The organism is Polynucleobacter sp. AP-Latsch-80-C2, assembly GCF_018882185.1.
Lineage (GTDB): Bacteria > Pseudomonadota > Gammaproteobacteria > Burkholderiales > Burkholderiaceae > Polynucleobacter.
The window spans coordinates 132217-159027 of sequence record NZ_JACVOY010000005.1 but is presented as its reverse complement, the minus strand read 5'-3'; the positions used below and the strand labels follow the sequence as shown (position 1 = coordinate 159027).

Sequence of the window (26811 nt, the reverse complement as noted above, 5' to 3'; positions counted from 1 at the left end):
ATGATGCAAGCAGAGCTTGATCGTCGGTTCATGCAGCAAGCTATAGAGCAAGCTCAGTTAGCTGCTCTTGCAGGAGAAGTTCCAGTAGGGGCGGTCCTTGTGCGCGATGGTCAGGTAATCTCTACAGCGTTCAATAAACCCATTGCCAATCATGACCCTAGTGCTCACGCAGAAATGTTGGCATTAAGACAGGCAGCTGATGCTGAGCAAAATTACCGTCTACCCGGAACTACCTTGTATGTCACCCTTGAACCGTGCACGATGTGTGCTGGTGCTATGTTGCATGCGCGGGTTGATCGCGTTGTATATGGTGCTCCAGACCCTAAAACAGGTGCGGCGGGTAGTGTAGTTGATGTGTTTGCATCCAAGCAGATTAATCATCAGACTAGTGTTAATGGTGGCATCATGGCTGAAGAGTGCGGTCAATTGCTAAAAACTTTCTTTAAGGAGCGACGTTGAAATCCATTCACCTCATTGCTCCTTCTGGGGCCAGCTTAGATGCCAAAAGTCCTTTGGCGGGTATTGAATGGCTCACCCGTCAGGGTATTGACGTCCAGAATGTCAGCTGTGTAGAACGGGTTGATGAGCGCTTTGCTGGTGCAGATGCACAGCGCTTGAAAGAGCTCAATGCGCTTGCCAAGCTACCAGCACAAAGTCTAGTGATGGCGATGCGCGGTGGTTATGGCATTCACCGACTCCTATCCCAGATTGAATGGGAGGCGATTGCCAACGCTATTCAGAACGGTTTACAAATTTGCGGACATAGCGATTTCACGGCATTCGAGATGGGTCTATTAGCCAAGACGGGTGCAATCACTTTATCTGGCCCTATGCTCAATTACGACTTCGGTTGCCTTGATGATCAAGGGCAAGCAACTGCACCGAATGCATGGATGTGGCAGTATTTTCAAAGGGCCGTGATAGAGCGTCAGTTAGATTGCGAAGTTCAGATTCCCCAAGCGTATTTGGGTGACAAGAGCAGCAATACTATTTCTGGAATGTTGTGGGGCGGTAATTTAACAGTAGTCACCAGCCTGATCGGCACTCCTTATCTGCCAAGCGCAACACAAACACAGGGTGGCATTCTTTTTCTAGAAGATGTGAATGAGCATCCTTATCGGGTTGAAAGAATGCTGATGCAGTTATTCGATGCAGGCATATTGGCGAACCAAAGCGCCATCCTTTTAGGGGGCTTCTCTGCCTACCGTCTTTACGATAATGACCGCGGATACAGCTTGCAGAGTGCGATTGAAGCAATTCGTAAGCGTTTACCAAGCTCAATCCCAATCCTGACAGATCTTCCTTTTGGGCATCAACCCAATAAATTAACCTTGCCAGTTGGTGCCAAAGCTACTTTAGCCCTTAGTCCAGACGGTTACGCAATTCAGGCTAGTTGGTAGCATGTTTCGCTACAGAAAGATCATCATCAAACATCTTTCATTACTCATCTTTTTCGTTGCACAACTGTTTGCTGGAGGGGCGATGGCTATTGAAGAACCAAAATATACTGTCTTAGAAAAAACGGAGCCTTTTGAGTTGAGGCTGTATGCCCCAATGATTCTGGCTGAAGTGAAAGTCGACGGGGATTTGGACGAAGCCTCTAATCAAGGATTTCGACTGATTGCCGCCTATATCTTTGGACAAAATCAAGTCAGTCAAAAAATATCCATGACTACACCGGTGGCGATTGAAGAGCAGAGTATCAAGAGCGCCAAAATTGCGATGACCGCACCAGTCAACATTGAATCTAGCGCTGGCCAATGGACCGTATCATTCGTAATGCCATCTGAATACACTTTAGAAAGTCTTCCAAAGCCCCTCAATTCAAAAGTGCAGCTAAGGCAGATCCCGGCAGTAAAGCGTGCGGTTGTCCAGTTTTCTGGTTTTTACAATAGCCAAAAAGTGGCTGATAAAACACTAGAGCTAGAAGAGTGGATCAAAACACGGAACTTGCAAGCAAATGGTGTGCCAAAATTTGCTCGTTATAACCCGCCCTGGACCTTGCCATTTATGCGGCGTAATGAAGTGATGCTCGATATTGCAAACTAGCTTTAAGCTTTTGCCTCAAAACTTTTGAGTACAAATTTTGCACCAGCATCTATACCAAGAGCCTTGACTAAAACAGGCAATGCTTCTGCAAGATGTTTTTCCAGAGTCCACGGTGGATTGATGATGAACATTCCGCTAGCTTGCAGGCGGCGTTCTCCAGGTGCATTTTCAACGCGTAACTCCGTATGAAGCCAAGAGCGCTGATGTGCGGCAGCAATTTTTTTCATGCGATCTGGTAAAGCTGCAGATTCTCTTCGAGAGATTGCTGGGTACCAAATAGCGTAACAACCGGTAGCAAAGCGCTGTAGGGCTTCCTCGAGGGCGGATTCCAAATAGCGATAGTCTTGCTTATCTTCATACGATGGGTCAATCAACACGAGGCCACGTCGACTTGGGGGAGGCAATAAGCCTTTGAGTCTGGCAAAGCTATCCTCGGCATAAACGTCAATCTGCTTGGCTTGAGGGAGTTGATTGATATTGTGGCGAAGAATGTCAATTTCTTTAGGGTGGAGCTCAAACAGCTTTAGGCGATCTTGGGGGCGCAAGAGGCGTGCCAAAATAAAAGGAGATCCTGGGTAAACGCTTAGAGTTCCATCAGTATTTTCAGACTGAATACACTTTAGATAATGGGCAATACCTGACTCCACAGCAATGCCGGTCTTATGGCAGGACTCTAGATATTGAGCCAGTCGAAATATGCCACCATTTGCTTCTTTGCTGACTGTGGCAAAACCATCTTCTAGGTTGTAGATCCCAGCACCCGCATGGGTGTCAACAATCGTGAGGGCACCAGGCTTTTCTTGAAGATATTCAACAAGATGAATCAGTGTTAAGTGCTTCAGAATGTCAGCGTGACTGCCTGCATGGAATGCATGTCGATAGCTAAACATAGCTTTACTTTGCTTTAGTGAATTGAGCTTTGATAAAGAACACCAAAGTGAGAATAATGACAACAATCGCAGCGTATTGCAAAGGGAGGTTCAGCTCAAGATCTATGATTTGAGTTAGGTGCACGTAAATGGATAGCGCCCCTGCGATCGCAATCAAGCGCGGCAATATTTTTGTGGGTTGCAGTTGATCGTCAGGAATATATCTTGCTAAGATTGCGCCGATCATTCCACACCACATGCCAACTCCTGCACCTGCCAATACATCGGTAAGCCAGTGTGCACCAACTGCACTGCGCGATAAGCCAATTAAAACTGCAAAGACAAATATCAACAGCATGGGACGTCGCTTGCTGTTATCTACAGAGAAATACAAAGCGCTAGCAATGGCAAACGCAGTGATGCTGTGACCAGATGGAAAAGCTCTATTGAGCAGGGGTTCACCAATACGATAAAAGCTCCCATCTTCCAGTAAGCCGGCAGGCCTAGGTAAGTCAAACCAGGACTTGAGGAAGGTGCTAGCCAATGCTGCAATAACACCGGTCAGAATTCCTGCTGTTAATAGGCGAGGGGCAAGCAAGAGCAGCGGAAATGCTATGGCAAAAACGCCCCAACCATTACCAAAAAAAGTAAGCCAAGCCCAAAGAGTATCGGGAAGTATTTGAGTAAAGCGATTTACAAAGAGAAAGCTGCTGCTCTGAAACTCTCCGAAATAGATTGCTGTTGCAAGGGCAATGGGTAATAGCGGAATCAACCACGCAAGAGTGGGGATGGCTTTTTTGCTCATCCTGCTTAACGACCCTTTGCTTTATCTGCTGCGTCTAATTGCAAACGTACTTTTTCAAGAACTTGAGGTACGGTGATTGCTTGCATACAGACATTGTCTTGGCAAGGTGTTTTGCGATGGTTGGCAGCACTCACACAAGGAGAACAAGCAAGATTAGCGGTAATGGCGATCGAGTTACCAGCAGAGCCGTAAAGCGCTGGTGTCTCAGGCCCAAAGAGCACTACGGTTCTCAGTGGGGTAACTGCAGAGAAGTGACCAGGACCGGAGTCATTGGTCACCATGACATCGGAAAGTGTGTATAGAGGAGGTAGCTCAGCAAAGCTCACTTGCCCTGCAAAGTTCAATGCGTTTTTAACGTTTGCAACAGAGCGAACTTTCTCAACGTAATTTAACTCCGCAGGTGAACCAGTAATCAAGATCAGGTCTTGCGGGTAGCGCTGATGAATTGCTTGAATGAGTTCGGAGAAGCGCTGCTGTGCCCAGCGGCGTTGTGGCAAAAGATCGCTCGCATTCGGATTAATCAGAATTAAGCGTTCCTTGCCGGATGTATACGCAATACCAGAATCCTTCGCAAGTTTTTCAATACGGGTACGAACAGTTTCTAGCGCTGCAGGATTGATCACAGCCTGCTCAAGACGAACTTCTGAGTCTGGGATCTGAATCTTGCTAAACGGGACTTCAATTTCAGTTGCAAACGCCGCATGAATGAGTGAGAGAAAATTCTTCGTAATGTGAATATGCGGGTTGTAATGCACCTTGCGGGTCAACATAAAACCACGCCACAATCCTTCACCATGGAAAATGTGATAACCCACGCGACGTCTTGCACCACATAGGCCAGTCAAGATTGCTGTAAAGCGTGAGAACAACTCTAGATCAATGACGGTATCAATGCGATGACGTCGCGCAAGCATCAGAAAGCTGAAGGTATCTTTTATTAAATTGCCAACACTAGAGGAATCAATCGTAAAAATATTCTCTGGTTTTACGGTATTTAATAAAGTAAGGCTAGCTCGATTACTTTTGAAAATCAAAAAGTAGAGTTCAGCACCGCGTGCTTGTGCATTGCGCATAGCAGGATCTACAAGAATAGCGCTGCCCATTTCTGAGAGCTCAATAAAAAGGAGTTTCTTTGGGGTCTGTGGGCTCGAAGAAAATGCATTTTTGATGGTATCGATTAATGCGACTGCTGGGCTGATGAGGGCGCATAAAGGCACTCCAACCCAATGATCAATCGCACGCATTGTATTGACGCTAATAGCCATTATTTTTTGCTTTGAAAAATTATTTACGTTTCAGTAAAAAGTACGCACCAGGTAATACGGAGATAACAGTGATAGCGCCAAAACTAATAGAGGCCAAGACCGTAATCGATTGATTGACTCCCCACAGCGCTAGCACTGAAGAGAGAGTGGCTTCGCGTAGTCCCCAGCCAGAAATACTAATTGGGAGCATGAGCAATAGGCTCAGCGCAGGTAAACCAATCATCAAGCTAGCAATTGGAGCTGTTACACCATAGGCGCGCAGACAGCAGAAGAAAGTAAAAATCAGCAGGCAGTGAACCCCAATCGCATACGCTGCTTGACCAACGTTATACGGCCAGGAAAAAGCAATATGAATTCCGGGGAGTGCATTACGCATGTGAAAGCGTTCCAGAACTTTTTCGAGTAAGCGATAAGTTGGCTTAATAGCAAGAACGAGAGCGATGATTAAACCTACTGCAATCATGATACCTGTCACGAGGTAGCCTAAATCAGTACCCCAGGCTGCTAATGTCGCTCCACCAATAATCAAGCCAATGCCGCCTAAAAGATTATTGCCGGCTAAGCCAAGCAAGCGGTCTACCAATACCATGGCAAAACTTAATCTCAGACGCGGAGTGGCATGCTCGAGATCGACAGAGTGATACAACTCATTATCCAAATCTTTTTTACCCGTTAAGGTTCCAGTTTTATCGAGGTGAGTTGCTGTGATCGCGCGATAGCTATCACCACCCAAGGTACTTGGTAATCCCTGGTTGACTAATGCTCCAGTGAAATAGAGCAGGATGTAATTTCTGAAACGTCCTTGAAAGCCCACTTTACGCATTAAAAAAGCCCAACGAAATCCACCACAAAGACAAGCAGTAGTTGCGCTAATAAGGGCTGCTAAAAACCACCATGGCTCCATCTGAATCTCAGATTCCAAGATGGCATGCCAATCAATCCCGCTAGTTGCTTTCCAAAGGAGGCCAATGGATAACAAAATCCGAATAGTAGGCCAAGCACGTTTGAGGACTGATTTCCACCCAGAAGGGGCTTTTGAGGGTGTCTCTGAATGTAAGCTCATAGGCGTAAGGATAATGCCTTGCGCGTATAAGCTCTTGAATTTGGTGAATTAGTCGGCTAAACCAGCGTCTTGCCAGTTACTGCAAAGGCTAAAGTCAAATTTCGACAAATATTGACCAAAATGCCTAATTTCCAGGCTATCCAAGGGTTGGCAGCTCTCAAAGCCCACCTTAGGGCCAATAGGGGCTGCAAAAGGCATGCCAGACCAGTTTACGAGGATGATTTTTGCTCCCTTGGGGAGTTGACCAAACCAGAGATCAAATTGATCTTGGCGCTGGTCTAAGACGAATACTGGAGTCGGTTTTGCATACCAGGCGGCTCGGCTGGCGAGTGTCCAATTTTGCACGGCAATGCCATTCGCATTTGTTGCACTTGCTAATGCTGCTGCTTTTTGCCCAGCCATTTTCCAGCCATAAAGATCTGCAATGGGGTTGGATTTAACGGAGGTCGAAGTAATGCCCCCTGAAATTACAAATCCAAAACCGACTAAGCACAATGCAATTTGAACGCAAAACAATATTCGAATGAGCACGCGATGATTTGCGGCCCACGCTTTGGCAAGACCGATACCAGCAAAGGGCGCCAAACAAAACCAAGCGGGAGTAGTCCAGTGCGGCAAACCTCCGCCACCAGATAAGCTTGCAAAAATAGTAAAGGGAATAAAGAAGAATGCCAGTAAGGCAAACAGAGAAAATAGATTGGTGCGTACAAAGTCTTTTATAAATATTCCGGCACCCAAAATAATCAGAGGCCCAAAGACCGCAATCTGAAGCAATAAGAAGAGACCTACACCACGCCAGAGCCATACTCCGCCGCCGCCATGAGCGATCTGGTATTTAAAAGAAATCCAATCATTAGCCCAATTCCAATAGAGAACGGGACTAATGATGAACAGCGCAATCAACGCTGCAAACCAAAAGCCAGCTTGAGTAATCCAAGGTTTCTTAGGGGTACTTAGAAAAACTAGGAGCAATGCAAAAGCAGTGAAGGCTGCAGTATATTTACTGAGTCCAGCTAAGCCGAGCAAGACTCCCAAGATGAACCATTGACCAAAATGAAAAGTACCTTTGCGCAGCCAGATGAGTGCCATCCACAAAATGCCAAGACTAATGGGGGCTAATAAAGTGTCGGGTAACAAAGCAATCGCCAATATGTGGGGCATTGGAGCGGCAACAATAGCCAAGACTGCCATCAGTCCACACAGGTTCGCCGATGGAATCGTTGAAGTGAGGTAGCCCGTATTTCTGCTCTGAAGGAAATGATGAAGCTCAATGCTGACGCGATATACCAATAGGCAAGCAATGATCCAGAGTAGCTCTGGAACGATACGAATCAATCCTTCAGAGGAGGTGGCCGCTACCAGAGGCCACTGAATCCAGCCAACTAATGGCGGATGATCAAAATAACTCCAAGCAAGATGTTGGGCATAAAGCGCATAGTGAGCTTCATCGACGGAGAATTCAACCGCAAAGCCAAGCGCAAAGTGCACCGTGGCGGCTATGAAAATGCAGATCGCAGCCCAAGTTGTTGGTGAGTGGTGGCGCATGCTCAGATTTTAGACGCACTTAGCCTAATCTTTGGGACAATCAAGAGATGTTTATATATCTACGCCTTCCATTAGTGCTCGCCATTTCTTTGGTGTTAGGAGGGTGCGCTGACTTTGGCGGCGGAAAAGTACAGGATGAATCCGGTCGGGCCTTGAATGTGGACCAGATTACAGCTCAAGATGACTTACCTAAATTTTCTGTACAAAAGCCTCAAGAAGATATGCCATCTGGCTGGAGTTTTTACCGTATTGCCCCTAATAAAAAGAACACGGTTTATCGCCTAGAGAATTACCAAGGCAGAACTGTTCTCAGTGCCAACTCTAAAACCGCTGCCTCTGGCTTGGTGGTCAAGTTACGACCCAAAACGGCCCAAAATCTATGGCTAAAGTGGGAGTGGAAGGCAACAGGCCCAATTATTGGGGCTGACAATACCGAGAGATTTCATGATGATTCACCTTTAAGAATTCTGGTTGCCTTTGACGGTAATAAATCAAAGCTAAGCTTTAAGGAGAAGATGACCTTTGAGATGGCTAACCTCATCAGTGGTCAAGAGATGCCTTATGCAACCTTGATGTATATCTGGTCAACCAAATATCCCATCAATGCCATTCTCGATAATCCCCACACCTCTCGGATCAAAATGATTGTGGTGGATTCGGGTTCCGAAAAAGCAGGCGAATGGTTAATGCATCAGCGTGACCTTGCGGCAGATTATCGTAGTGCTTATGGAGAGGCTCCTGGGGAAGTCATCGGCATTGCTTTGCTAACAGATACCGACAACACTAAATCAGAAACGAAGGCGTTTTACGGTGATATCGAACTTATTCGTAAAAATCAAAAGTAAGATTTTTAGCGACGAGAAGGGTGCCAACGTTTTAGCAAGAGTGCATTACTGAGCACGCAAAAACTAGATAAGGCCATCGCACTACCGGCAAGCATTGGGGATAGATAGCCTAACGCTGCCAAGGGAATGCCGGTGGTATTGAATACAAAGGCCCAAAATAAATTTTGTCGAATTTTGTTCCAGGTTTTCTTGGAAATATCAATTGCATCTGCAACTAATGTGGGGTCACCCCTCATCAGAGTGATGCCAGCAGCTTGCATAGCGACATCGGTACCAGTTGACATAGCCATCCCCACATCTGCAGCAGCGAGAGCTGGGGCATCATTTACGCCATCTCCCACCATGGCAACCCATTGACGATGATGAATGTCGGACGTCTGGAGTTTGCGAATAATCTGGGCTTTATCACCTGGCAGGATCTGTGCAAATACTTCATCAATCCCAATCGATTTACCTACGCGATCGGCAGCAGCTTGGTTATCACCAGAAAGCATGACTGTGCGAATTTGGAGCTGATGAAGTGCAGCTATCGCTGTCTTAGCATTCTCTTTCAACTCATCACCAAAACCAATAATAGCAATGGGGGTAGCAGGAGTTTTAGCATTCATTAAAACGGAAACGGTTTGACCTGCTTCAAAACAAGTTTGCGCTTTTTCTAAGATTGATGTGATGTTCGGATTGTCGTGAAGCGAGGCAACACTCTGCAGGCAGAGCGTTTGATTTTCCCAAGGGCCCTGGGTAGGTTTGCCCTCAATGCCAATTCCGGCTAGTGCTTTGCTAGCGCTTGGTGGAATAGGTGTAAGGCCTTGTTCTTTAGCTGCGTCGAGTAAGGCTTTCGCCAAGGGATGCTCACTACCAAGTTGCAAGCCTGCGGCAGTTGTCAAAATATCTTCTGATGGAGTGGAGGAGGCGAAAGGAATGAGGGCAAGTAAACGCGGTTTGCCAATCGTGAGCGTGCCCGTTTTATCAAAGGCCACAATGCTGAGGCGATGGGCCTGCTCGAGCACTTGGGGATCTTTAATGAGAATGCCAAAACGTGCTGCAACACCTGTGCCAGCCATGATTGCGGCAGGAGTTGCTAAACCAAGAGCACAAGGACAAGCAATGACTAGAACAGAAACCGCGCGCAAAATGGCAATGGAAGCAGAATCTAAATACAGCCAATTTGCAACTCCAGTAATCACAGCGATGATGATGACGCTGGGAACAAAAATAGCGCTGACTTGATCAACCAATTTTTGAATAGGTGCTTTTTGGGTTTGTGCATCCTCTACAAGAGAAATGATTTTCGACAGCACGCTTTCAACACCAACTGCTTGCGCCTCAATCACTAAAACACCTTCTCCATTAAGCGCTCCGCCGATAACATTGACGCCAATCTGTTTTTTAACCGGCTCACTTTCTCCAGTGAGGAGGGATTCGTCGACATGACTCTTGCCCATGAGAATCAGGCCATCCACTGGAATACGCTCACCAGGTAAAACCAAGATGCGATCTTTGGGGAAGACCTGTTCTAGTGGGAGATCGCGGTATTCATTTAAGGGTGCGCCCTCTGTGATCACTATCTGAGGGTCGAGTACTTTGGCATGCTCAGGCCACAGTTTTTGGAGCGCTCTGATTGCCTCGCTAGTTTGTTGCTTGGCTCGCGCTTCAAGCCATTTACCGAGAAGTACCATGCAAATGATGACGGCAGAGCCTTCAAAATAGAGCTCATGACTGGCATGAGGAGAGCTCCACATTTGATAGATACTGAGGCCGTAGGCTGCACTAGTACCTAGAGCCACCAATAAATCCATATTGCCTACGCCTGACATCAGCGATTTAAATCCTGCCTTGTAAAAGCGCCAGCCCAAGAAGAATTGAACCGGCGTTGCCAGTAGGAGTTGCCATTTAGGCGCCAAGGCCCAATGGATGTCAAAGGGCATCAGAAACATCGGCAAAAAAAGTGGGGCAGAGAGGGCAAAGCCCAGCAAGACTCGTCCTAGGCCATCAGATCCCCAAAAGGTCTTCGCAGGCGCCAATTCTGCTTTGCCATGTGGGGAACTTAATTTGGCTTCATAGCCCGTTTTTTGCACCAGAGCGATGACATCACTAATTTGGATATCTGAGTCTGTTTTGAGGCGAATTCTGGCTTGTTCAGTGGCTAAATTGACAGTAGCAGCTTCTATACCTGGGATTTTATCGAGCGCCTTCTCGACCCGCCCTACGCAGGAGGCGCAAGTCATGCCACCAATATCCAAGGTAAATAGTACTGAATTTGTGTCTTTTAGAGCCTTCATATAGAAGATAATCTATTTCATGTGCAACTATTTCAATGCAAAAGGCCTCCTATGTTGACTTTAAAAGTATCTGGCATGACTTGTGGAGGCTGCATTAATGCGGTAACGAGGGCAGTGCAAGCGCAGGATCCTCAGGCCAAGGTGCAGGCAGATTTGGCAACCCAAACCGTGAACCTTGAAACCAGCCTGACACCTACGCAGGCGAGCCAGTTAATTACGGATGCGGGATTTCCTGTTTTAAACTGAATTCGTAAGCCTTGATAATTTGTAGGGCAAATTTGGGGTGAGGTAATCGAGAGCGCTGCTTAATCCCCTACAAGCAAAATAAGCTTTGTGCGGTTAATCTACCCACACATTCAATATTCACAAAAAGTTACAAAACTTACAGTCTCCTATATTGGGAGCATTTCTTAGGAGAGAGCGGTGGCGGTTACTGTTGAAGCGGTTCAAGCGGCCTTAAAAGGTTTAATTGATCCAAATACCAAGATTGATTACGTAACAGCTAAAAACGTTAAAAATTTACGCGTGCAGGATGGCGATATCTCTTTGGAGATTGCATTGGGCTATCCGGCCAAAAGTCAGTTTGAAATGATTCGTAAATCGATCATTCAGGTTTTACGTGAACTACCGGGCGTTAAAAATGTGAGCGTCAATGTCACCAGCCATATCGTTTCACACGCTGTTCAACGTGGCGTCAAATTATTACCGGGCGTTAAAAATATTATTGCAGTAGCAAGTGGCAAAGGCGGCGTCGGTAAATCAACTACTGCTGTTAACTTGGCTCTAGCACTCGCTGCCGAAGGTGCGCAAGTTGGTATCTTGGATGCGGATATTTATGGCCCAAGTCAACCGATGATGTTGGGTATTACGGGCAGACCAGAATCGATAGAAGAAAATACGATCGAACCGATGGAAGGGCATGGCTTGCAAGCGAGTTCCATTGGTTTCTTAATCGAAGAAGATGCACCCATGGTATGGCGTGGACCCATGGTGACCTCTGCATTAGAGCAACTTCTTCGCCAAACGCGTTGGCGTGATCTGGATTACCTGATTGTCGATATGCCCCCTGGTACTGGCGATATTCAGCTCACTTTGTCACAAAAGGTGCCTGTAACTGGTTCAGTGATTGTGACTACACCGCAAGACATTGCACTCTTAGATGCGCGTAAGGGTCTCAAAATGTTTGAAAAAGTCGGCGTACCCATTATTGGCATTATTGAAAACATGAGCACTTATGTCTGCACCCAGTGTGGTCACGAAGAGCATATCTTTGGTGCTGGTGGCGGTGAAAAAATGTGCAAAGAGTACGGCGTTGATTTTTTAGGCGCCTTACCCTTAAACCTGTCGATTCGTGAACAAGCTGATGCTGGCCGCCCAACGGTGGTTGCAGATCCCGATGGGGCCATCAGCGCTATCTATAAAAACATCGCTAGACAAGTTGCTATCCGGGTTGCTAATCTAGCCAAAGATATGAGCAGTAAATTTCCTAACATCGTGGTTCAGAACACCTGAGGACTTATGCGCTTTGCAGTTTTAATGCGTAAGCAAAATTTGGATAACCCATGGATCTCGTATCGGTGGGTCCCTCAAGAGGTATTGCCCGATTTTGGTCAATTTCATTCTCAAGATCTCGAGCAAGAAAAGATTGTAGGTCAGTTTTTAGGGCGCGATGCTGAAGGAGAATCTTGGTTATTTACAGGATTTGAGTTGAGCCTATTTCCTGATGAGGCTGAAGGTTACTATCTCAATGTCTCTGCAACAATACCTTGCTGGTTTGTCATGTGGCGCTTGGAAGAGGACTTCGAACGCTTTTTGGATGAGCAATCCATTCCGCTAGCAAAAGCTGATACTAATTTTGCTGTGCCCCATCGCATTTGTGTGAGTTATAACGAAGCTGGCCGTCTACTTGATGGCGGTGAATCGGTCGACACCGTTCCGATGAGTGATGAGCATGCATCCTGGCTACAGGAATATGTGAATGAGCATTACCGCCCGGAACCTAAAAAGCGCCACCGTCCTGCATCATTCAAGGGTGCAGATCGCCCTGCGGAGGAATGATGGCTGATGGATTTTTAAGCCGCTGGTCTAAGCGCAAAGCTGGTAAAGATGAAGAGATGGAAAAGGTTGGCGAAGAGGCCGTCGAGCCCTCAACACTTCCGGCAATTGAAGAGCCAGCACTACCACCTGTCACGCTAGAGGATGTTGAAAAAATAGATCGTTTTGATCCTGACTTTTCTGCGTTTATGCGTCCAGATGTTGACCCAAGAGTTCAACAGGCTGCGCTCAAGAAAATGTTCAGTGACCCTCACTTTAACGTGATGGATGGTTTAGATATCTATATTGATGATTACTCTAAACCTGAGTTGCTGCCACCAGAAATGCTGCGTGGTTTAGTGCAGAGTGATTTGTTAGGAATCTTTAAAGCTGATAATGAAGCTGCTTCTAAGTCTGGCAAAGAGGTGGAGGTTGCCCCAATAAAAGAATTGGCTGATCAGGCTTCCGTTTCAGATAAGCCTGCTGATTTAATACCCCCAACATCGTTGCAAAAGCAGGTAGTGGACAATACGACCGATAATCTTGCCCAGAAGAAAAATATTACAGAAGATAAGTCATGAGTCAAAAATTAGTTTGTAACTGCAACGGCACGATGCCCTTGGATTCGAAGGCGTTGGGTATGCCAGTACACCGCTCATTATGTAGACAGGAAGTCGGATCATTTTTACAAGCCCTAGATGGCTCGGACTCACTGGTGGTTGCCTGTACTCAAGAGGGTGCTTTATTTGGGGAATTAGCTGCTCAAGCTGAGAAGCCATTGATTGCGCCATTACGTTTTGTCAATATTCGGGAGGTAGCCGGCTGGACCCAAGAAGCTAAAAACTCCACTCCGAAGATTGCAGCTTTATTAGCTTTGGCTGAGATGCCCGAAGCAGAGCCTGTCCCCGTTGTGAATTATGCAAGTGAAGGTAGGCTCTTGATTATCGGCGCTGGAAGACAAGCCATTCCTTGGGCTGAGAAGTTAAGTGACTCTTTAGATGTATCAGTTCTCTGTACCGAACCCGGAGATTTACCGCTCGCACGAAACTATCCCATCTATACCGGGTCGGTCAGTAAATTAGATGGCTACTTAGGTCAATTTTCTGTCGATTGGGATTTGCAAAATCCAATTGACCCCGAGATGTGTACTCGCTGCGGCGCATGCGTTGAAGTCTGTCCAGAAAATGCAATCGATCTTTCTTTTCAGATAGATTTGAGTAAATGCAAATCGCATCGAGATTGCGTCACTGCTTGTGCAAGCATCGGTGCCATTTCTTTTGATCGAGCCGATTGTCAGCGCAATGCAGAATTTGATTTGATTTTGGATTTGCGTACGGATCCTAAAATGCGGATGAGCCAAACTCCACAGGGCTACTTTGCACCAGGCGCAGATGCCTTTGAGCAAGCTTTGATCGTGAATCAGTTGTTGGAGATGGTGGGTGAGTTTGAAAAGCCTAAATATTTTTCCTATAACGAGAAAGTGTGTGCACATGGCCGCAATGGCAAAGTAGGCTGCAGTGCTTGTGTCGATGTTTGTTCTACGGGCGCAATCTCCTCGATCTTCAAAGGTGGTCAAGGAAGCGTAGAAGTTAATCCTAATTTATGTATGGGTTGTGGCGCATGCGCTACGGTATGTCCGTCCGGTGCCATGCGTTACAACTATCCGAGTGTGGTTCACCAGGGCAAAGAATTGAAAACTTTGGCCACGGTTTATATGGCTGAAGCCAAAAAGCTGAATCAAGCGCCTGCCCCTAGCTTGCTGCTACATATCCTTAAAGTGGGCACTCAGTTGCTTGATGGCTTGGGTCGTTCAGCGCACGTATTCCCAAAACAATTTGAGGGATTGCCATCCTTTGTGATTCCTTATGGCATAGAGCACATCGCATCAACTGGTTTGGATTTGTGGTTGGGAGCACTTAGCTATGGTTTTGCTGAAATACATCTCTTATTAAGTGGTGACGAAGATCCCGCTTATCGCGCAGCCTTACAAGCCCAATCAGAACTGGCCAATGCTATCCTGCAAGCCTATGGTTTTGACGCTCGCATTCATTTAATACAGACTCATTCGGCTGATGACTTGCAGCCGATTTCTAAAGCGATGGGTGGCTTACGACAACGTGGTGCATTGGCTGCCTTATGCCCTCCAGCAAGTTTTGGTTTGTCACTGCAGAAACGTGAAACGCTTGAGGCTGTACTGGAGTATTTGCAGAAACACGCCAAGACGGCTTTGCCAGAAGCGGGTGCCGCCTTACCGAAGTCTTCCCTATTGGGCGGCCTCAGTATTAATCAGGATGCCTGTACCTTATGCATGTCGTGTGTCAGTAGCTGCCCTGAAGGTGCCTTATTAGACAACCCAGATGAACCCAAGCTCTCCTTTATTGAGAAGCAGTGTGTTCAATGCGGCATTTGTGTTCAGACCTGCCCAGAGCATGCGCTAGTTCTTGTGCCGCGTCTGCAGAGGGTTGAGCAGCGCAAGCAGAAGGTGGTTCTCAATGAGACCCAAGCCTTTCATTGCATCAGTTGCGGCAAGCCTTTTGGCACGCTCAAGATGGTTGATTTAATGCTGGCGAAGTTAGGTACTCATGGGGCATTCTCGGGTGCCGCCATGGATAGACTCAAGATGTGTGGCGATTGCCGCGTAGTGGATATGGTGAAAAAAGAAACATGAGCGATACAGCAAAAGAAAGTACATCAACAGAGGTTGGCGATATTGGCTTGCCAGAGGATTTAGCGCGAGCTGACTTATACGGATTAATTGCCCGCTTTTTTCAGCTTCCACCAGATCAAACCCTTTTAGATCAAATTGCTGCAACTGCCGATCAACACGATGCTGCTGATGAGGCGCCTTTAGCAAAGCTGTGGATGGATGTAGTGGAAGTGGCCAAAAACAATCCAGCCAAGGCCTGGCATGACGAGTTTGACCTCAATTTCATTAGCGTAGGCAAGCCGAACGTTATCCTTAATGGATCTTTCTATATGGCTGGGCACTTAAATGAAAAGCCATTGGTCAATATCCGTAAGGCCTTAGAGGATTTTGGCCTAGAAGCCGCTGATGAGGTCACTGAAACTGAAGACCATATTTCAGCACTCTGCGAGGTCATGAGATATCTGATTGCTGGAGATGATGTCGAGATTTCAAACCTTACAAATCAAAGGGCTTTTTTCAATACTCATATTCGCCCTTGGTATGGCGAATTGTGCGATGCATTAGAAGACATTCCTGAGATGCATCTTTATCACCCCGTTGCTGCATTAACGCGTGAGTTTTTGGCCATCGAGGGCCAGAGTTACGACATGATTTAATGTTGCATAGCAACATTTTTGGCTTAAAGCCTTTAGCATTTTTATATGTCTGCAATATGTCAAAAATGCAATTACACTTGACGCAAATCAAGAGTAATTTAATAGGAGTACAGCATGAACACTAAAACCAAAGCCTTAGAAATGGACGAAAACAAGCCGTCCCGTCGTAAGTTCTTTATTGGTGCAGGCGCCACCGTAGGTGCTGTTGCTGTTGCCACCCAAACCTCGGTTGGTAAAGCGGTCATTCAAGAAATTGGTAGCACCGTGAAGGCCAAAGAAGAGGGTCAGCAAATTACTGCGCATATGCGTAAGTATTACGAAACCACTTTGCTGTAATTCAGTCTTTTGTATCCATTGTTATTCAATAAATAAAAAAACTTTCTCAGGGACAACATATGAGTCTGACTCGTAAATCCAATACCCCACAAAGCAGTCGCTCGACATCTCACCTGATTGGGAGTTTGTCACGCGGCCTCAAGGCAGCAGTTCCAACCATGGATCGCCGCACATTCCTGAAGCGTTCAGGAGTAGGTGTAGGCGCCGGTATTGCGGCTAGCCAATTGAGCTTTGTGCAAAAAGCAGTGGCTGAGCCAAGCAAAGCCATGCTGGATGGCAAAGGAAAGATTGAAGTTAAAAGATCTATTTGTACCCATTGTTCTGTTGGTTGCGCGGTAGATGCCACGGTTGAGAATGGCGTTTGGGTTCGTCAAGATCCCGTATTTGATTCCCCTATTAATATGGGTGCGCACTGCGCAAAGGGCGCGGCCTTACGCGAGCATGGTCATGGTGACTACCGTTTGCGTTATCCAATGAAGCTGGTTGATGGAAAGTACCAGCGTATTTCTTGGGACCAGGCTTTAACTGAAATTACTGCGCAGATGAAGAGCATTCGTGAGAAGTACTCTCCGGATGCGATGTTCTTTATTGGCTCATCCAAACATAACAATGAACAGGCCTACTTACTGCGTAAGTGGGTTTCTTTCTTTGGTACCAACAATACAGACCATCAGGCTCGTATTTGTCACTCCACAACCGTTGCAGGTGTAGCGAACACCTGGGGTTATGGCGCGATGACCAATAGCTATAACGACATGATGAATGCCAAGGCTGCTTTGTACATTGGTTCAAATGCTGCTGAAGCTCACCCGGTTTCGATGTTGATGTTGTTGCATGCAAAAGAGAATGGTTGCAAAGTGATTGTGGTTGATCCACGTTACACCCGTACAGCAGCGAAGTCTGATCAGTTCATCCGCATCCGTTCTGGTACTGATATTCCTTTCTTGTTTGGCATGCTGTATCACATCTTCAAAAACGGCTGGGAAGATAAGAAGTACATCAATGATCGCGTTTACGGCATGGAAGAAATCCGTAAAGAAGTGATGGAAAAGTGGACTCCAGCCTCTGTAGAAGAGGCCTGTGGTGTGCCTGAAGCTCAGGTTTACCAAGCCGCTAAGACAATGGCGATGAATCGTCCTAGTACGGTTGTTTGGTGTATGGGTCAAACCCAGCACACTATTGGAAACGCCATCGTGCGTGCTTCCTGTATTTTGCAATTAGCCTTAGGTAACGTAGGCAAGTCTGGTGGCGGTACGAATATTTTCCGCGGTCACGATAACGTTCAAGGCGCTACTGACGTAGGTCCTAACCCAGATTCATTGCCTGGTTACTATGGTTTGGCAGCAGGCTCATGGAAGCACTTCGCTACAGTGTGGGGTGTTGACTATGAATGGATTAAAGGCCGCTATGCACCTGACATGATGGAGAAGTCAGGTACAACAGTTTCTCGTTGGGTTGATGCTGTTCTAGAAAAGAACGACATGATTGACCAGCAGACCAATGTAAAAGGTTTGTTCTTCTGGGGCCATGCACCTAACTCACAAACACGTGGTCTTGATATGAAGCGTGCAATGGATAAGTTAGATCTGCTAGTAGTAGTGGATCCGTATCCAAGTGCGACTGCTGCAATGGCAGCTATGCCGGCAGCAGAAGGGCAAAAAGTAAACAAGAATCGTAATGTTTACTTATTGCCAGCAGCAACACAGTTTGAGACTTGTGGATCTGCTACAGCATCGAATCGTTCATTGCAGTGGCGTGAGAAAGTCATTGACCCACTCTTTGAATCTGTTCCTGACCATGTGATCATGCAGGCTTTCGCTGATCGTCTTGGTTTTGGTGAAGAGTTGTCAAAGAATTACAAAATGCTCAACTCAAAATTTGCCGGTAAGCAGTGGAAAGAGCCGCAAATTGAAGACATCTTGCGTGAAATCAACCGTTCATGCTGGACGATTGGTTACACCGGTCAAACTCCAGAACGACTTAAAGCGCACATGAGAATGGTTGCAACATTTGATCCGAAGACCTTGAAGTCCCGTGGTGGTGTAGATCCAGTAACAGGTTACGACACGACTGGTGATTACTATGGATTGCCTTGGCCTTGCTATGGCACAGCCGCTATCAAACACCCAGGTTCACCAAACCTCTATGACACAAGTAAGAGTGTGATGGAGGGTGGCGGTAACTTCCGCGCAAACTTTGGTGTTGAGCGCGAAGGCAAGAGCTTGTTGGCTGAAGATGGTTCTTATTCCAAAGGCTCTGCAATTACCACCGGTTATCCTGAGTTTGACCACGTTTTGGTTAAGAAGTTGGGTTGGTGGGATCAGCTTACCGACGATGAGAAGAAGCTTGCTGAAGGCAAGAACTGGAAGACCGATTTGTCTGGTGGTATTCAACGTGTTGTCATGAAGAACGGATGCCATCCATTTGGTAACGCCAAAGCTCGTGCAATTGTTTGGAACTTCCCAGATGCCATTCCAATTCACCGTGAAGCGCTTTACAGTACTAACGCACCAATGATGCGCAAGTATCCAACGACCGCGGATAGAAAGAATTTCTGGCGCTTGCCAACACTCTATAAGACTCTGCAAGATCAAAACTTGAATGAGAAACTTTACGAGAAGTTCCCGATCATTCTGACCTCTGGTCGTTTGGTGGAATACGAGGGCGGTGGTGATGAGACTCGTTCCAACCCATGGTTGGCAGAGTTACAACAGGAAAACTTTGTCGAGATTAATCCTCAGGCTGCTGCAGATCGCGGTATTAAGAATTGGGACTATGTTTGGGTTAAGTCTCCGACTGGGGCAAAAATCAAAGTGCGCGCACTCGTTACTGAGCGTGTTGACCAAGGAACTGCTTTTGTACCATTCCACTTTGCGGGATGGTGGCAGGGTGAAAATATTCGCAAGTACTACCCAGAAGGTGCTGCACCTGTAGTTCAGGGTGAGGCGGTTAATACTGCGACTACTTATGGTTATGACATGGTGACGATGATGCAAGAAACCAAAACCACCATGTGCCAAATCGAAAAATTTGCCTAAGTTAAAAAATAAAGTCAGGAGAACACAATGGCAAGAATGAAATTTATTTGCGACACAGAGCGATGCATTGAATGCAACGGCTGTGTTACTGCCTGTAAGAATGAAAACGAAGTTCCTTGGGGCGTTAATCGTCGTCGTGTTGTCACGGTCAACGATGGCATCATCGGTCAAGAGAAATCAATATCAGTTGCTTGTATGCACTGTACAGATGCTCCTTGTATGGCTGTGTGCCCAGTGGACTGTTTCTACCGCACCGACGAGGGTGTAGTACTGCATGACAAAGATATCTGTATCGGTTGCGGATACTGTTCATTTGCTTGCCCATTTGGTGCGCCACAGTTCTTAAGTAAAGGTGCTTTTGGTACTCGCAGCAAGATGGACAAGTGCACATTCTGTAGCGGTGGCCCAGAGGAAAACGGTAGTGTTGCCGAGTTTGAAAAATATGGCCGCAATCGTTTAGCAGAAGGCAAGTTACCTTTATGTGCTGAGATGTGTTCTACAAAAGCTTTGATCGGTGGCGACAGTGATGTGATTACTGGTATCTTCAATCAGCGTGTTGCTACACGTGAAAAGAATGGAAAGTATCCAGGATCCAAAGCCTTCGGATGGTCTACTGCTTATGGTGGTCCAGATACTCCTGCACCCACTCCAACTCCAGCAGCAAAAATTCCAGGGGCTAAATAATGAAATTCAATTTCAAAATTCTTGGCCTATGTGTTGCAACAGCTTCTCTATTAGCCGCATGTTCTGAACCACCAGAGATTGCTGCTAAAGCTGCTAAGCGTCCTGATGTCGCGCCTTACATGGGGGCTAACGATGGCTTCATGACTAAGGGTTGGACGCCTGGTAATCAAGCGAGTTGGACAGAGTCTATCGATAAGCGTAACCAAGCTCAAAACGAATACAGTCGCGTTAAGTGATCAACTCAATAACAATAAATAAAACGAAAACGTTTAAGGACATGTGTATGAAACGATCATTCTCTAAAGTTCTGCGCACTTTGGTAGTGGCTGCTGGCTTATCGCTCAGTCTCGCAAGCGGAATGAGCTTTGCTGAGCGTGCACCGATGGTGCCGTTACCATCCCCTAGTGGAGTAGATATTCCACCTTTGTCTGTTCCTGCCAATCCAAATAGCTTAGCAAATGGAACACAAGCGCAAGCGCAGCCAGCAAACCCCTCTATTTTTACTGCGCCAAATAGCGATCCACAGAACTACGTCAGCATCCCTGACAAGCAAGCTGGTGTTTTAATTCAGCGCGCAGGTCAAGAATGGCGTTTGATTCGCAACGGCATCATTACTGTGTACGGCGGTTGGCTTTTGGCAATTGCGTTCTTCGGCATCATTGCGATGTACACCATCAAAGGCTCAATCAAGCTACATGAGCCAATGTCTGGCGTAAAGATCAAGCGCTTTAGTGCCTTAGACCGCCTGATCCACTGGACGATGGCAGCTAGCTTTTTGGCCCTAGCGTTCACCGGCCTCATGATTTTGTATGGCAAGTATTTTGCAATGCCGCTCATGGGCGGTGTGGCTTATGGTTCATTCCTAATGGTTTGTAAAAATATCCATAATTTCACGGGCCCATTATTTACTTTAACCATTGTGCTCTTCTTCCTTCTTTTTGTTGGCAAGAACATCCCTGGTAAAGGTGATCTGGACTGGTTGCTCACTTTTGGAGGCATGTTCAGCGGCAAGCATGTGCCAGCAGGCTTCTTCAATATGGGTGAGAAGTTTTGGTTTTGGTTTGGCATGACTTTCTTAGGTCTATTGATTTCAGCATCCGGTTTCGTGCTCGACATGATTGTGCCGTTTATGCAGATTGAGTATTTGCGTGGCACGATGCAGATCGCCAACATCATTCATAGCAGTGCGGCGATCTTGATGACTACGATGGCAATGGGTCATATCTACATTGGAACGATTGGTATGCAAGGCTCGATTGACGGCATGAAGACAGGTTATGTTGATGCTACTTGGGCCAAAGAGCACCATGAGCTCTGGTATGACAAACTTAATAAATAAGGACAAAGCCATGAAAAAAATCATTGCTTTTACATTCGGCGCACTCGTATCAGTTGCTGCATTTGCAACTTTGCCTCCATTAACTCCTGAGGCGCAAGCTGCTGCTGATTTGGCAAAAGCTAAAGCCGCTTATGGGGATAAAGTAGGTGCTTATCAACTCTGCCAAGCTCAAAATCGTGTGGCAGATAAATTTAGAGTATCAGGCACCCCAGCGCCAGCCGCATGTGTTGCACCACCACCATTTGTTGCCCCTGTAGCAGCTGCGCCAGCGCCAGCAAAATAATTACTCGGAGAGTAACTCTTGACGTAGGTAGCGTTTAGCGGCTTGCGTTTGAGGATCGGAGAAGAAGGGGCCTGCGGGTCCCTTTTCTTTTATCTCACCACCATCTATAAAGATGATGTATTGCGCAAGTCTTTGAACTTGGGCAAGCTGGTGCGAGGAAAAAATAATATCAGAGCCATTTTGATCAAACTCTCGAATCAGTTTCTCTACTTGATCTGTGGCATTTGGATCCAGGTTGGCGGTTGGCTCATCTAGTAAGACTAAATGAGGCTTTTGTAAGAGCGCCCTTCCTAAACATAGCTTCTGTCTTTCTCCGGCAGATAGCTTATGGGCCGGGCTTGAAGCAAGAGACCTTAAGCCTACTTTCTCAAGCACTTGATGAATATCTGCAGCAGTAATATTGGGATAAGCATCGGCTACCAAGCTGAGATTTGTTCGTGCTGATGCCTTGATCATGGGCGTATGGTGCAAGACAAGCGCGGTGTTGGTCTTAAATGAATAAGTCACCGTTCCCGTATCGGGTTTAATTAACCCATCTAATAGTTTTAAGAAGGTCGTTTTTCCAGCCCCATTGGGCCCAATGCAGGCGGTAATTCGATCTGCAGGAATCATGGCATGTGGGATGCTCAAGATTGTTCTGCCATTGCTCATCACACTGACATTCTTGAGCTCGATGAACTTGCTAAATTTTTCGGCGGTGTTAACCATAACGGCGCTCCGCAATTTGACGAACTGCAAAAGTAAAGAGGTTGGCAACGAGCACTATCGTTAATAAGGCGATCCCCAATGCAAGAGCTAACGGTAAATCTCCCTTGCTGGTTTCTAGTGCTATGGCGGTAGTCATGGTTCTAGTGGAGTGGTCGATGTTCCCGCCAACAATCATGACGGCGCCTACCTCGGATATCGCTCTGGCAAGGCCAGCAAGAATCGCAATGGTGAGGGAAAAACGGCAGTCCCAAATCAACCATTTGTAGCGCGATAGAGGAGGGAGCCTCAGGCTTAAGAAGGAATCGCGGTGAATGCGCCAGGAGTCCTCTAGGATTTGCCTGCTTAGAGCGGCAATTAAAGGGGTTGTAAGTAGTATTTGGGCTAGGATCATGCCCTTGGTAGTAAAGAGCCATCCCCATGCCCCTAGAGGGCCTGAGCGAGACAGCAGCAGATAGACCACCACCCCAACTATGACGGTAGGAACCCCCATGAGGGTATTGAGGGTCACAATAACGGCCTTTTTGCCCTTAAATTCTTCTGTAGCCAAAAGAGCGCCAATAGGTAATCCTAGCAAGGTGCCAATCAGAAGGGCAGAAAGGCTGACCTGCAGAGACACAAGCACGATGCCAATTACCCCGCCATTCATTTGGGCAAGGAGGCTTAGGGCATCTTGAAAAGCAGTAAACATGCGGTCGATTCTATCAAGGGGATGGCAAAATGGTCTCAATGAGACAAATCACCCTAATTTTGACCTATGGCCCAAATCGTTTGCCTCTGTAACGAGGTGTTTGATGAAGAGCTTCGTGAGTATTTAGATGCTAATCCGGTTAACTCGATTGATGAGTTAAGGGAGCAGGCATCTATCTGCAACAAGTGCATGCAATGTCAGGACTTGGTTGAGGGTGAAATCTATTTAGCTCGCCAAAGGCGCCAACAAGCATCTGGGCAGTCTTCATGAGTATGGTGGGTAGCAGTCGATTTACCGTGATGAGTATGAATGTTCACAAAGGGTTATCTCCTTTGCATCGACATTCCACTATTTATCAGTTGCGCCAAAGAATGCGCAGCCATCATCCTGATCTACTATTTTTACAAGAACTTCAGCAAGAACATCGTGGAAGATTGCGCCGCTTTGGACAATGGCCATTAACAGAATTAACGCACTTCTTATCTGAGGATTTTTGGCATGATTGGCATTACGGTAAAAACGTAGAGTATCCAGATGGGCATCATGGCAATGCAATCTTGTCTAAACACCCTCTACACAAAGGAAATAATTACGATATTTCTGCCTATCGATTTGAGCGTCGCGGACTTTTGCATAGCATTACGCAATTCGAGGGTCTAGATAAACCCATTCATTGTTTTTGTGTTCACTTGGCTTTATTTGAGCGCGGTAGAGAGCGTCAATTAGAAGAAATTATTCATTACATTAAAGTCTTGGCCCAAGATGGCCCTACGATTGTTGCTGGAGATTTTAATGATTGGCGTAATCGCGTGAGCGCCCCCATGCGAGAGGCTGGCTTTGATGAGGTATTTGAGGTCTTAACAGGGGCGCCTGCAAAGACCTTTCCAAGTATTAGACCGATGTTACCGATGGACCGTATTTATGTGCGCGGCTTAAGAATCCATTCTGCGAAAATATTGCATGATTGGATGAAGTTATCAGACCACCTAGGAATTACTGCTGAATTGGAACTGCTATGAATGAGCTGTTAAGTATATTTTTGCATTCAACCTTTAATATGAAATTGAATGGACTTCTACTGGTCCATTTTTTATTGGTGACTTATTTCATTGGGGTCATTATTTCGGTGAGAAGGCCGGTTGGCGTTGCCTTTGCTTGGATCTTTATCGTAATGAGCTTTCCCATTGTCGGTATCAGTCTCTATATATTGATTGGTGAACGACCTGTCGGCAGAAAATTAACCCGGAAGATTAATCGCATGAATCGTGAGTATGAGCAGATCACTGAAAAAATGCGCCAGGATTATGCTGTTGATAGAGAGAAGATTCCAGCTGAGGGTAGAGCCCTCAGTCTCTTGGCTGAATCCCAAAATGGTACGCCCGTAGTTTGCGGTAACCGTCTTGAGTTACATACCAATTCATTAAAAATTTTGCAAAATTTCATCGATGAGATTAATCAGGCAAAGAAAAGTCTACATCTTGAGTTTTATATCTGGGCTTTGGGTGGAGATGCGGATCGAGTAGGTGAGGCTCTGATTGCAGCCTCAAAGCGTGGAGTGAAGTGCCGTGTATTGCTCGATTCCCTTGGTAGTGGCGCTTGGTTTAAATCTAATTGGCCCGCACGCTTCCGTAATGCAGGTATTCAGGTAACTGAGGCTTTGCCGATTCAGATTGGGCGCTTCCAGTTCCGCAGAGCCGATCTTCGTTTGCATCGAAAGATCTTTGTTGTAGATGGCGCGATTGTGTGGACTGGCAGCATGAATATGGTTGACCCCAGAACCTTTAAGCAGGACTCCGGAGTTGGAGAGTGGGTCGATGCCATGGTTCGTGTTGAGGGCCCGGTTGCGGCACAGTTTGAGCTTACGTTTTCATTTGACTGGAGTGTGGACAATCCAAACATCACCCACTTTGATGATCGGATACCGCCTGTAGCGCCTTTTCAGGGCGCTGCTATTGCGCAAGAGCTGGCTTCTGGACCAGTGTATCGTGATGATGTTTTGTATCAAACCATGCTTTCAGCAATGATTGATGCACGGGAAGAGCTTACTATCACGACGCCATACTTTGGCCCTGATGATGGTTTGATGCAGGCGCTGATGGCTTCCGCAAGACGCGGTGTAAAGGTAACGCTGATTCTGCCAAAATTAAATGACTCCACTTTAGTTGCTTGGAGTAGTAAGAGTTACTATGCCGATTTAATGAGTGCGGGCGTTCAGATTGCCGAATTTCATGGGGGCTTATTGCATACCAAGAGTTTGTTGATTGATAAGCGAACAGCTATTTTTGGTTCCGTCAATTTTGATCAACGTAGCTTGCGCCTCAATTTTGAAATCAGCCTCATTGTGTATAACGAAGATTTTTGCGCTGATCTTAGCAAGTTGATACAAACTTATTTGGCGCAGTCTGATCTAGTCAATCCACAGGTATGGGCTAAGCGTCCACGCTGGCATCATTTTCTAGAGAATGCAGCTCATCTCACATCGCCACTACTCTAAATCGCGCCGCTAGAGCGCATATTGGCAATATCAGAATCGCTTAGACCCAATTCTTTCAAAATGGCATCGGTATGTTCGCCTACTGATGGAATCGGGTCCATTCGATAGTCATAAGTATTATTTAATCCAGGCGGTAAAAGGGCGGGGATACTTCCGGCAGGGGTATCGACATTGACCCAGCGGTCACGCTCCTTTAGCTGTTGGTGATTCCACAGACCCTTCATATCATTGAGTCGTGCATTGGCAATCTGTGCCTTCTCAAGCTTGGCGATGACTTGTTCAGTCGTCAGCTTACTAAAGCACTGATCAATAATTGCCAAGAGTTCAGTACGCTTTTCATTGCGTTTAAAGTTCTTATCAAAGCGCTCATCTAAAGCGAGTACAGGATCCTCAAGTACGACATCGCAGAATTGAGCCCATTCCCGTTCATTTTGTAAACCCAGCATGACCGTTCCACCATCGCCTGCCTTAAAGGGGCCATATGGATAGATCGTTGCATGAGAAGCGCCATTTCGGGGTGGTGGTTCAGCCCCCTCGAAGGCGTAGTACATGGGGAAACTCATCCACTCGCCGAGGGCTTCAAGCATCGAGACATCAATGACAGAGCCTTTTCCAGTTTTGCCTCGCTGTAATAGGGCTGCCAAAATATTGGTATAGGCATACATGCCTGCAGCAATATCAGCAATTGAGTTGCCAGCTTTGCTTGGCGATTCTGGGGTACCCGTTACCGATAAGAAGCCCGCTTCACTTTGGATGAGTAGGTCATACGCCTTTTTATCACGGTAGGATCCGTTGTTGCCATATCCTGAGATGTCACACAATATCAAATGCGGATTATCTTTTTGCAGTAGTTCTGCCGTCAATCCCATGCGCGCCGCAGCGCCGGGTGCTAAGTTCTGTACCAGTACATCCGCAGTTTTTAAAAGCGTTTTAAGTGCGGCTAGTGCTGCGGGCTGCTTGAGATCTAAGCATAAGCTTTCTTTAGAACGATTTACCCAAAGAAAGTGAGAGCTCTGACCCTTCACTTGTTTGTCGTATCCACGCGCAAAGTCACCGCTACCGGGGCGCTCCACCTTAATGACGCGCGCTCCTAAATCAGCAAGCTGTCTTGTGCAAAAGGGCGCTGCAATTGCATGTTCTAGTGAGATAACGGTAATGCCATCTAGTGGGCGAATGCTCATATC

The 26811-nt window shown here is 46.6% G+C and carries 28 protein-coding genes; 19 read left to right on the top strand and 9 right to left on the bottom strand.

Annotated features, from left to right (window positions below; all coding sequences use genetic code 11):
* The 3 genes from tadA to ICN47_RS07475 are packed head-to-tail and all read left to right on the top strand — an operon-like array spanning position 1 to position 2049.
* The gene (tadA, locus tag ICN47_RS07485; RefSeq protein ID WP_216219311.1) at positions 1 to 459 is read left to right on the top strand and encodes a tRNA adenosine(34) deaminase TadA; all 459 of its coding nucleotides are present in this window, start codon (positions 1 to 3) and stop codon (positions 457 to 459) included.
* Positions 456 to 1400, top strand: coding sequence for an LD-carboxypeptidase (locus ICN47_RS07480; protein WP_216219310.1), 945 nt, complete (start codon positions 456 to 458; stop codon positions 1398 to 1400). The genes tadA and ICN47_RS07480 overlap by 4 nt, the downstream gene beginning before the upstream one ends.
* Position 1401: 1 nt before the next feature.
* On the top strand, positions 1402 to 2049 hold the full coding sequence (locus ICN47_RS07475) for a heme-binding protein (RefSeq protein ID WP_255538966.1): 648 nt from the start codon (positions 1402 to 1404) through the stop codon (positions 2047 to 2049).
* A gap of 2 nt (positions 2050 to 2051) precedes the next feature.
* Here the strand turns inward: ICN47_RS07475 and ICN47_RS07470 are convergent, their stop codons facing one another.
* From ICN47_RS07470 to ICN47_RS07450, 5 genes are read right to left on the bottom strand one after another with little or no spacing between them, the layout of a single operon-like run.
* Positions 2052 to 2939: a 23S rRNA (adenine(2030)-N(6))-methyltransferase RlmJ gene (locus ICN47_RS07470; protein WP_216219309.1), complete on the bottom strand. Its 888-nt coding sequence runs from the start codon at positions 2937 to 2939 to the stop codon at positions 2052 to 2054.
* 4 nt (positions 2940 to 2943) lie between these two features.
* Complete coding sequence (locus ICN47_RS07465; protein WP_216219308.1) at positions 2944 to 3723, bottom strand: phosphatase PAP2 family protein; 780 nt, start codon at positions 3721 to 3723, stop codon at positions 2944 to 2946.
* Between the two features lie 5 nt (positions 3724 to 3728).
* Complete coding sequence (locus tag ICN47_RS07460; protein WP_216219307.1) at positions 3729 to 4988, bottom strand: glycosyltransferase family 9 protein; 1260 nt, start codon at positions 4986 to 4988, stop codon at positions 3729 to 3731.
* Positions 4989 to 5007: 19 nt separating this feature from the next.
* Complete coding sequence (locus tag ICN47_RS07455; RefSeq protein ID WP_216219306.1) at positions 5008 to 6051, bottom strand: lysylphosphatidylglycerol synthase transmembrane domain-containing protein; 1044 nt, start codon at positions 6049 to 6051, stop codon at positions 5008 to 5010.
* Positions 6052 to 6099: 48 nt separating this feature from the next.
* Positions 6100 to 7596 carry a glycosyltransferase family 39 protein gene (locus ICN47_RS07450; RefSeq protein WP_216219305.1) on the bottom strand — a complete coding sequence of 499 codons (1497 nt, stop codon included), beginning with the start codon at positions 7594 to 7596 and terminating at the stop codon, positions 6100 to 6102.
* Between the two features lie 47 nt (positions 7597 to 7643).
* Here ICN47_RS07450 and ICN47_RS07445 point away from each other — a divergent pair, with 47 nt between their 5' ends.
* Positions 7644 to 8441, top strand: a complete 798-nt coding sequence (locus ICN47_RS07445) for a DUF3047 domain-containing protein (protein WP_216219304.1) — start codon at positions 7644 to 7646, stop codon at positions 8439 to 8441.
* Positions 8442 to 8446: 5 nt separating this feature from the next.
* Here the strand turns inward: ICN47_RS07445 and ICN47_RS07440 are convergent, their stop codons facing one another.
* Positions 8447 to 10720, bottom strand: coding sequence for a cation-translocating P-type ATPase (locus tag ICN47_RS07440; RefSeq protein ID WP_216219303.1), 2274 nt, complete (start codon positions 10718 to 10720; stop codon positions 8447 to 8449).
* A gap of 51 nt (positions 10721 to 10771) precedes the next feature.
* Between ICN47_RS07440 and ICN47_RS07435 the strand changes: the two genes are divergently transcribed.
* The 12 genes from ICN47_RS07435 to ICN47_RS07380 all read left to right on the top strand — a co-directional run bounded on the left by ICN47_RS07435 (position 10772) and on the right by ICN47_RS07380 (position 21737).
* Positions 10772 to 10966, top strand: coding sequence for a heavy-metal-associated domain-containing protein (locus tag ICN47_RS07435; RefSeq protein ID WP_216219302.1), 195 nt, complete (start codon positions 10772 to 10774; stop codon positions 10964 to 10966).
* A gap of 177 nt (positions 10967 to 11143) precedes the next feature.
* Entirely contained in the window at positions 11144 to 12232 is a 1089-nt protein-coding gene (apbC, locus tag ICN47_RS07430) for an iron-sulfur cluster carrier protein ApbC (RefSeq protein WP_216219301.1), read from the top strand.
* A 24-nt stretch (positions 12233 to 12256) separates the two neighbouring features.
* Positions 12257 to 12778, top strand: a complete 522-nt coding sequence (locus tag ICN47_RS07425) for a DUF3305 domain-containing protein (RefSeq protein ID WP_370626284.1) — start codon at positions 12257 to 12259, stop codon at positions 12776 to 12778.
* The gene (locus tag ICN47_RS07420; protein ID WP_216219299.1) at positions 12778 to 13335 is read left to right on the top strand and encodes a DUF3306 domain-containing protein; all 558 of its coding nucleotides are present in this window, start codon (positions 12778 to 12780) and stop codon (positions 13333 to 13335) included. The genes ICN47_RS07425 and ICN47_RS07420 overlap by 1 nt, the downstream gene beginning before the upstream one ends.
* On the top strand, positions 13332 to 15422 hold the full coding sequence (locus ICN47_RS07415; protein WP_216219298.1) for a 4Fe-4S binding protein: 2091 nt from the start codon (positions 13332 to 13334) through the stop codon (positions 15420 to 15422). The genes ICN47_RS07420 and ICN47_RS07415 overlap by 4 nt, the downstream gene beginning before the upstream one ends.
* Positions 15419 to 16057, top strand: a complete 639-nt coding sequence (locus tag ICN47_RS07410) for a molecular chaperone (protein ID WP_216219297.1) — start codon at positions 15419 to 15421, stop codon at positions 16055 to 16057. The genes ICN47_RS07415 and ICN47_RS07410 overlap by 4 nt, the downstream gene beginning before the upstream one ends.
* Before the next feature lie 114 nt (positions 16058 to 16171).
* Positions 16172 to 16393, top strand: a complete 222-nt coding sequence (locus tag ICN47_RS07405; RefSeq protein ID WP_216219296.1) for a hypothetical protein — start codon at positions 16172 to 16174, stop codon at positions 16391 to 16393.
* A gap of 59 nt (positions 16394 to 16452) precedes the next feature.
* A complete protein-coding gene (locus ICN47_RS07400) occupies positions 16453 to 19431 on the top strand; it encodes a formate dehydrogenase subunit alpha (protein WP_216219295.1) in 2979 nt (992 codons plus the stop codon).
* Between the two features lie 27 nt (positions 19432 to 19458).
* Positions 19459 to 20115, top strand: coding sequence for a formate dehydrogenase FDH3 subunit beta (gene fdh3B / locus ICN47_RS07395; RefSeq protein WP_216219294.1), 657 nt, complete (start codon positions 19459 to 19461; stop codon positions 20113 to 20115).
* On the top strand, positions 20115 to 20351 hold the full coding sequence (locus ICN47_RS07390; RefSeq protein WP_216219293.1) for a hypothetical protein: 237 nt from the start codon (positions 20115 to 20117) through the stop codon (positions 20349 to 20351). The genes fdh3B and ICN47_RS07390 overlap by 1 nt, the downstream gene beginning before the upstream one ends.
* 47 nt (positions 20352 to 20398) lie before the next feature.
* The gene (locus ICN47_RS07385) at positions 20399 to 21454 is read left to right on the top strand and encodes a formate dehydrogenase subunit gamma (protein ID WP_216219292.1); all 1056 of its coding nucleotides are present in this window, start codon (positions 20399 to 20401) and stop codon (positions 21452 to 21454) included.
* A gap of 10 nt (positions 21455 to 21464) precedes the next feature.
* Complete coding sequence (locus ICN47_RS07380) at positions 21465 to 21737, top strand: hypothetical protein (protein ID WP_216219291.1); 273 nt, start codon at positions 21465 to 21467, stop codon at positions 21735 to 21737.
* Here the strand turns inward: ICN47_RS07380 and ICN47_RS07375 are convergent, their stop codons facing one another.
* Together ICN47_RS07375 and ICN47_RS07370 are read right to left on the bottom strand one after the other, a co-directional pair.
* The gene (locus tag ICN47_RS07375) at positions 21738 to 22445 is read right to left on the bottom strand and encodes an ATP-binding cassette domain-containing protein (protein ID WP_216219290.1); all 708 of its coding nucleotides are present in this window, start codon (positions 22443 to 22445) and stop codon (positions 21738 to 21740) included. It lies immediately after the preceding gene.
* On the bottom strand, positions 22438 to 23133 hold the full coding sequence (locus tag ICN47_RS07370) for an ABC transporter permease (protein ID WP_216219289.1): 696 nt from the start codon (positions 23131 to 23133) through the stop codon (positions 22438 to 22440). Before ICN47_RS07370 ends, ICN47_RS07375 begins: the two co-directional genes overlap by 8 nt.
* A gap of 66 nt (positions 23134 to 23199) precedes the next feature.
* On the opposite strand from ICN47_RS07370, the gene ICN47_RS07365 reads away from it, so the two are divergent.
* The 3 genes from ICN47_RS07365 to cls are packed head-to-tail and all read left to right on the top strand — an operon-like array spanning position 23200 to position 25627.
* Positions 23200 to 23403 carry a (2Fe-2S)-binding protein gene (locus ICN47_RS07365; RefSeq protein WP_216219288.1) on the top strand — a complete coding sequence of 68 codons (204 nt, stop codon included), beginning with the start codon at positions 23200 to 23202 and terminating at the stop codon, positions 23401 to 23403.
* On the top strand, positions 23400 to 24152 hold the full coding sequence (locus tag ICN47_RS07360; protein ID WP_216219287.1) for an endonuclease/exonuclease/phosphatase family protein: 753 nt from the start codon (positions 23400 to 23402) through the stop codon (positions 24150 to 24152). Before ICN47_RS07365 ends, ICN47_RS07360 begins: the two co-directional genes overlap by 4 nt.
* Before the next feature lie 38 nt (positions 24153 to 24190).
* On the top strand, positions 24191 to 25627 hold the full coding sequence (cls, locus tag ICN47_RS07355; protein WP_255538965.1) for a cardiolipin synthase: 1437 nt from the start codon (positions 24191 to 24193) through the stop codon (positions 25625 to 25627).
* Here the strand turns inward: cls and ICN47_RS07350 are convergent.
* Entirely contained in the window at positions 25624 to 26808 is a 1185-nt protein-coding gene (locus ICN47_RS07350; RefSeq protein ID WP_216219285.1) for a CaiB/BaiF CoA-transferase family protein, read from the bottom strand. The genes cls and ICN47_RS07350 overlap by 4 nt on opposite strands.
* Positions 26809 to 26811 lie beyond the last annotated feature (3 nt).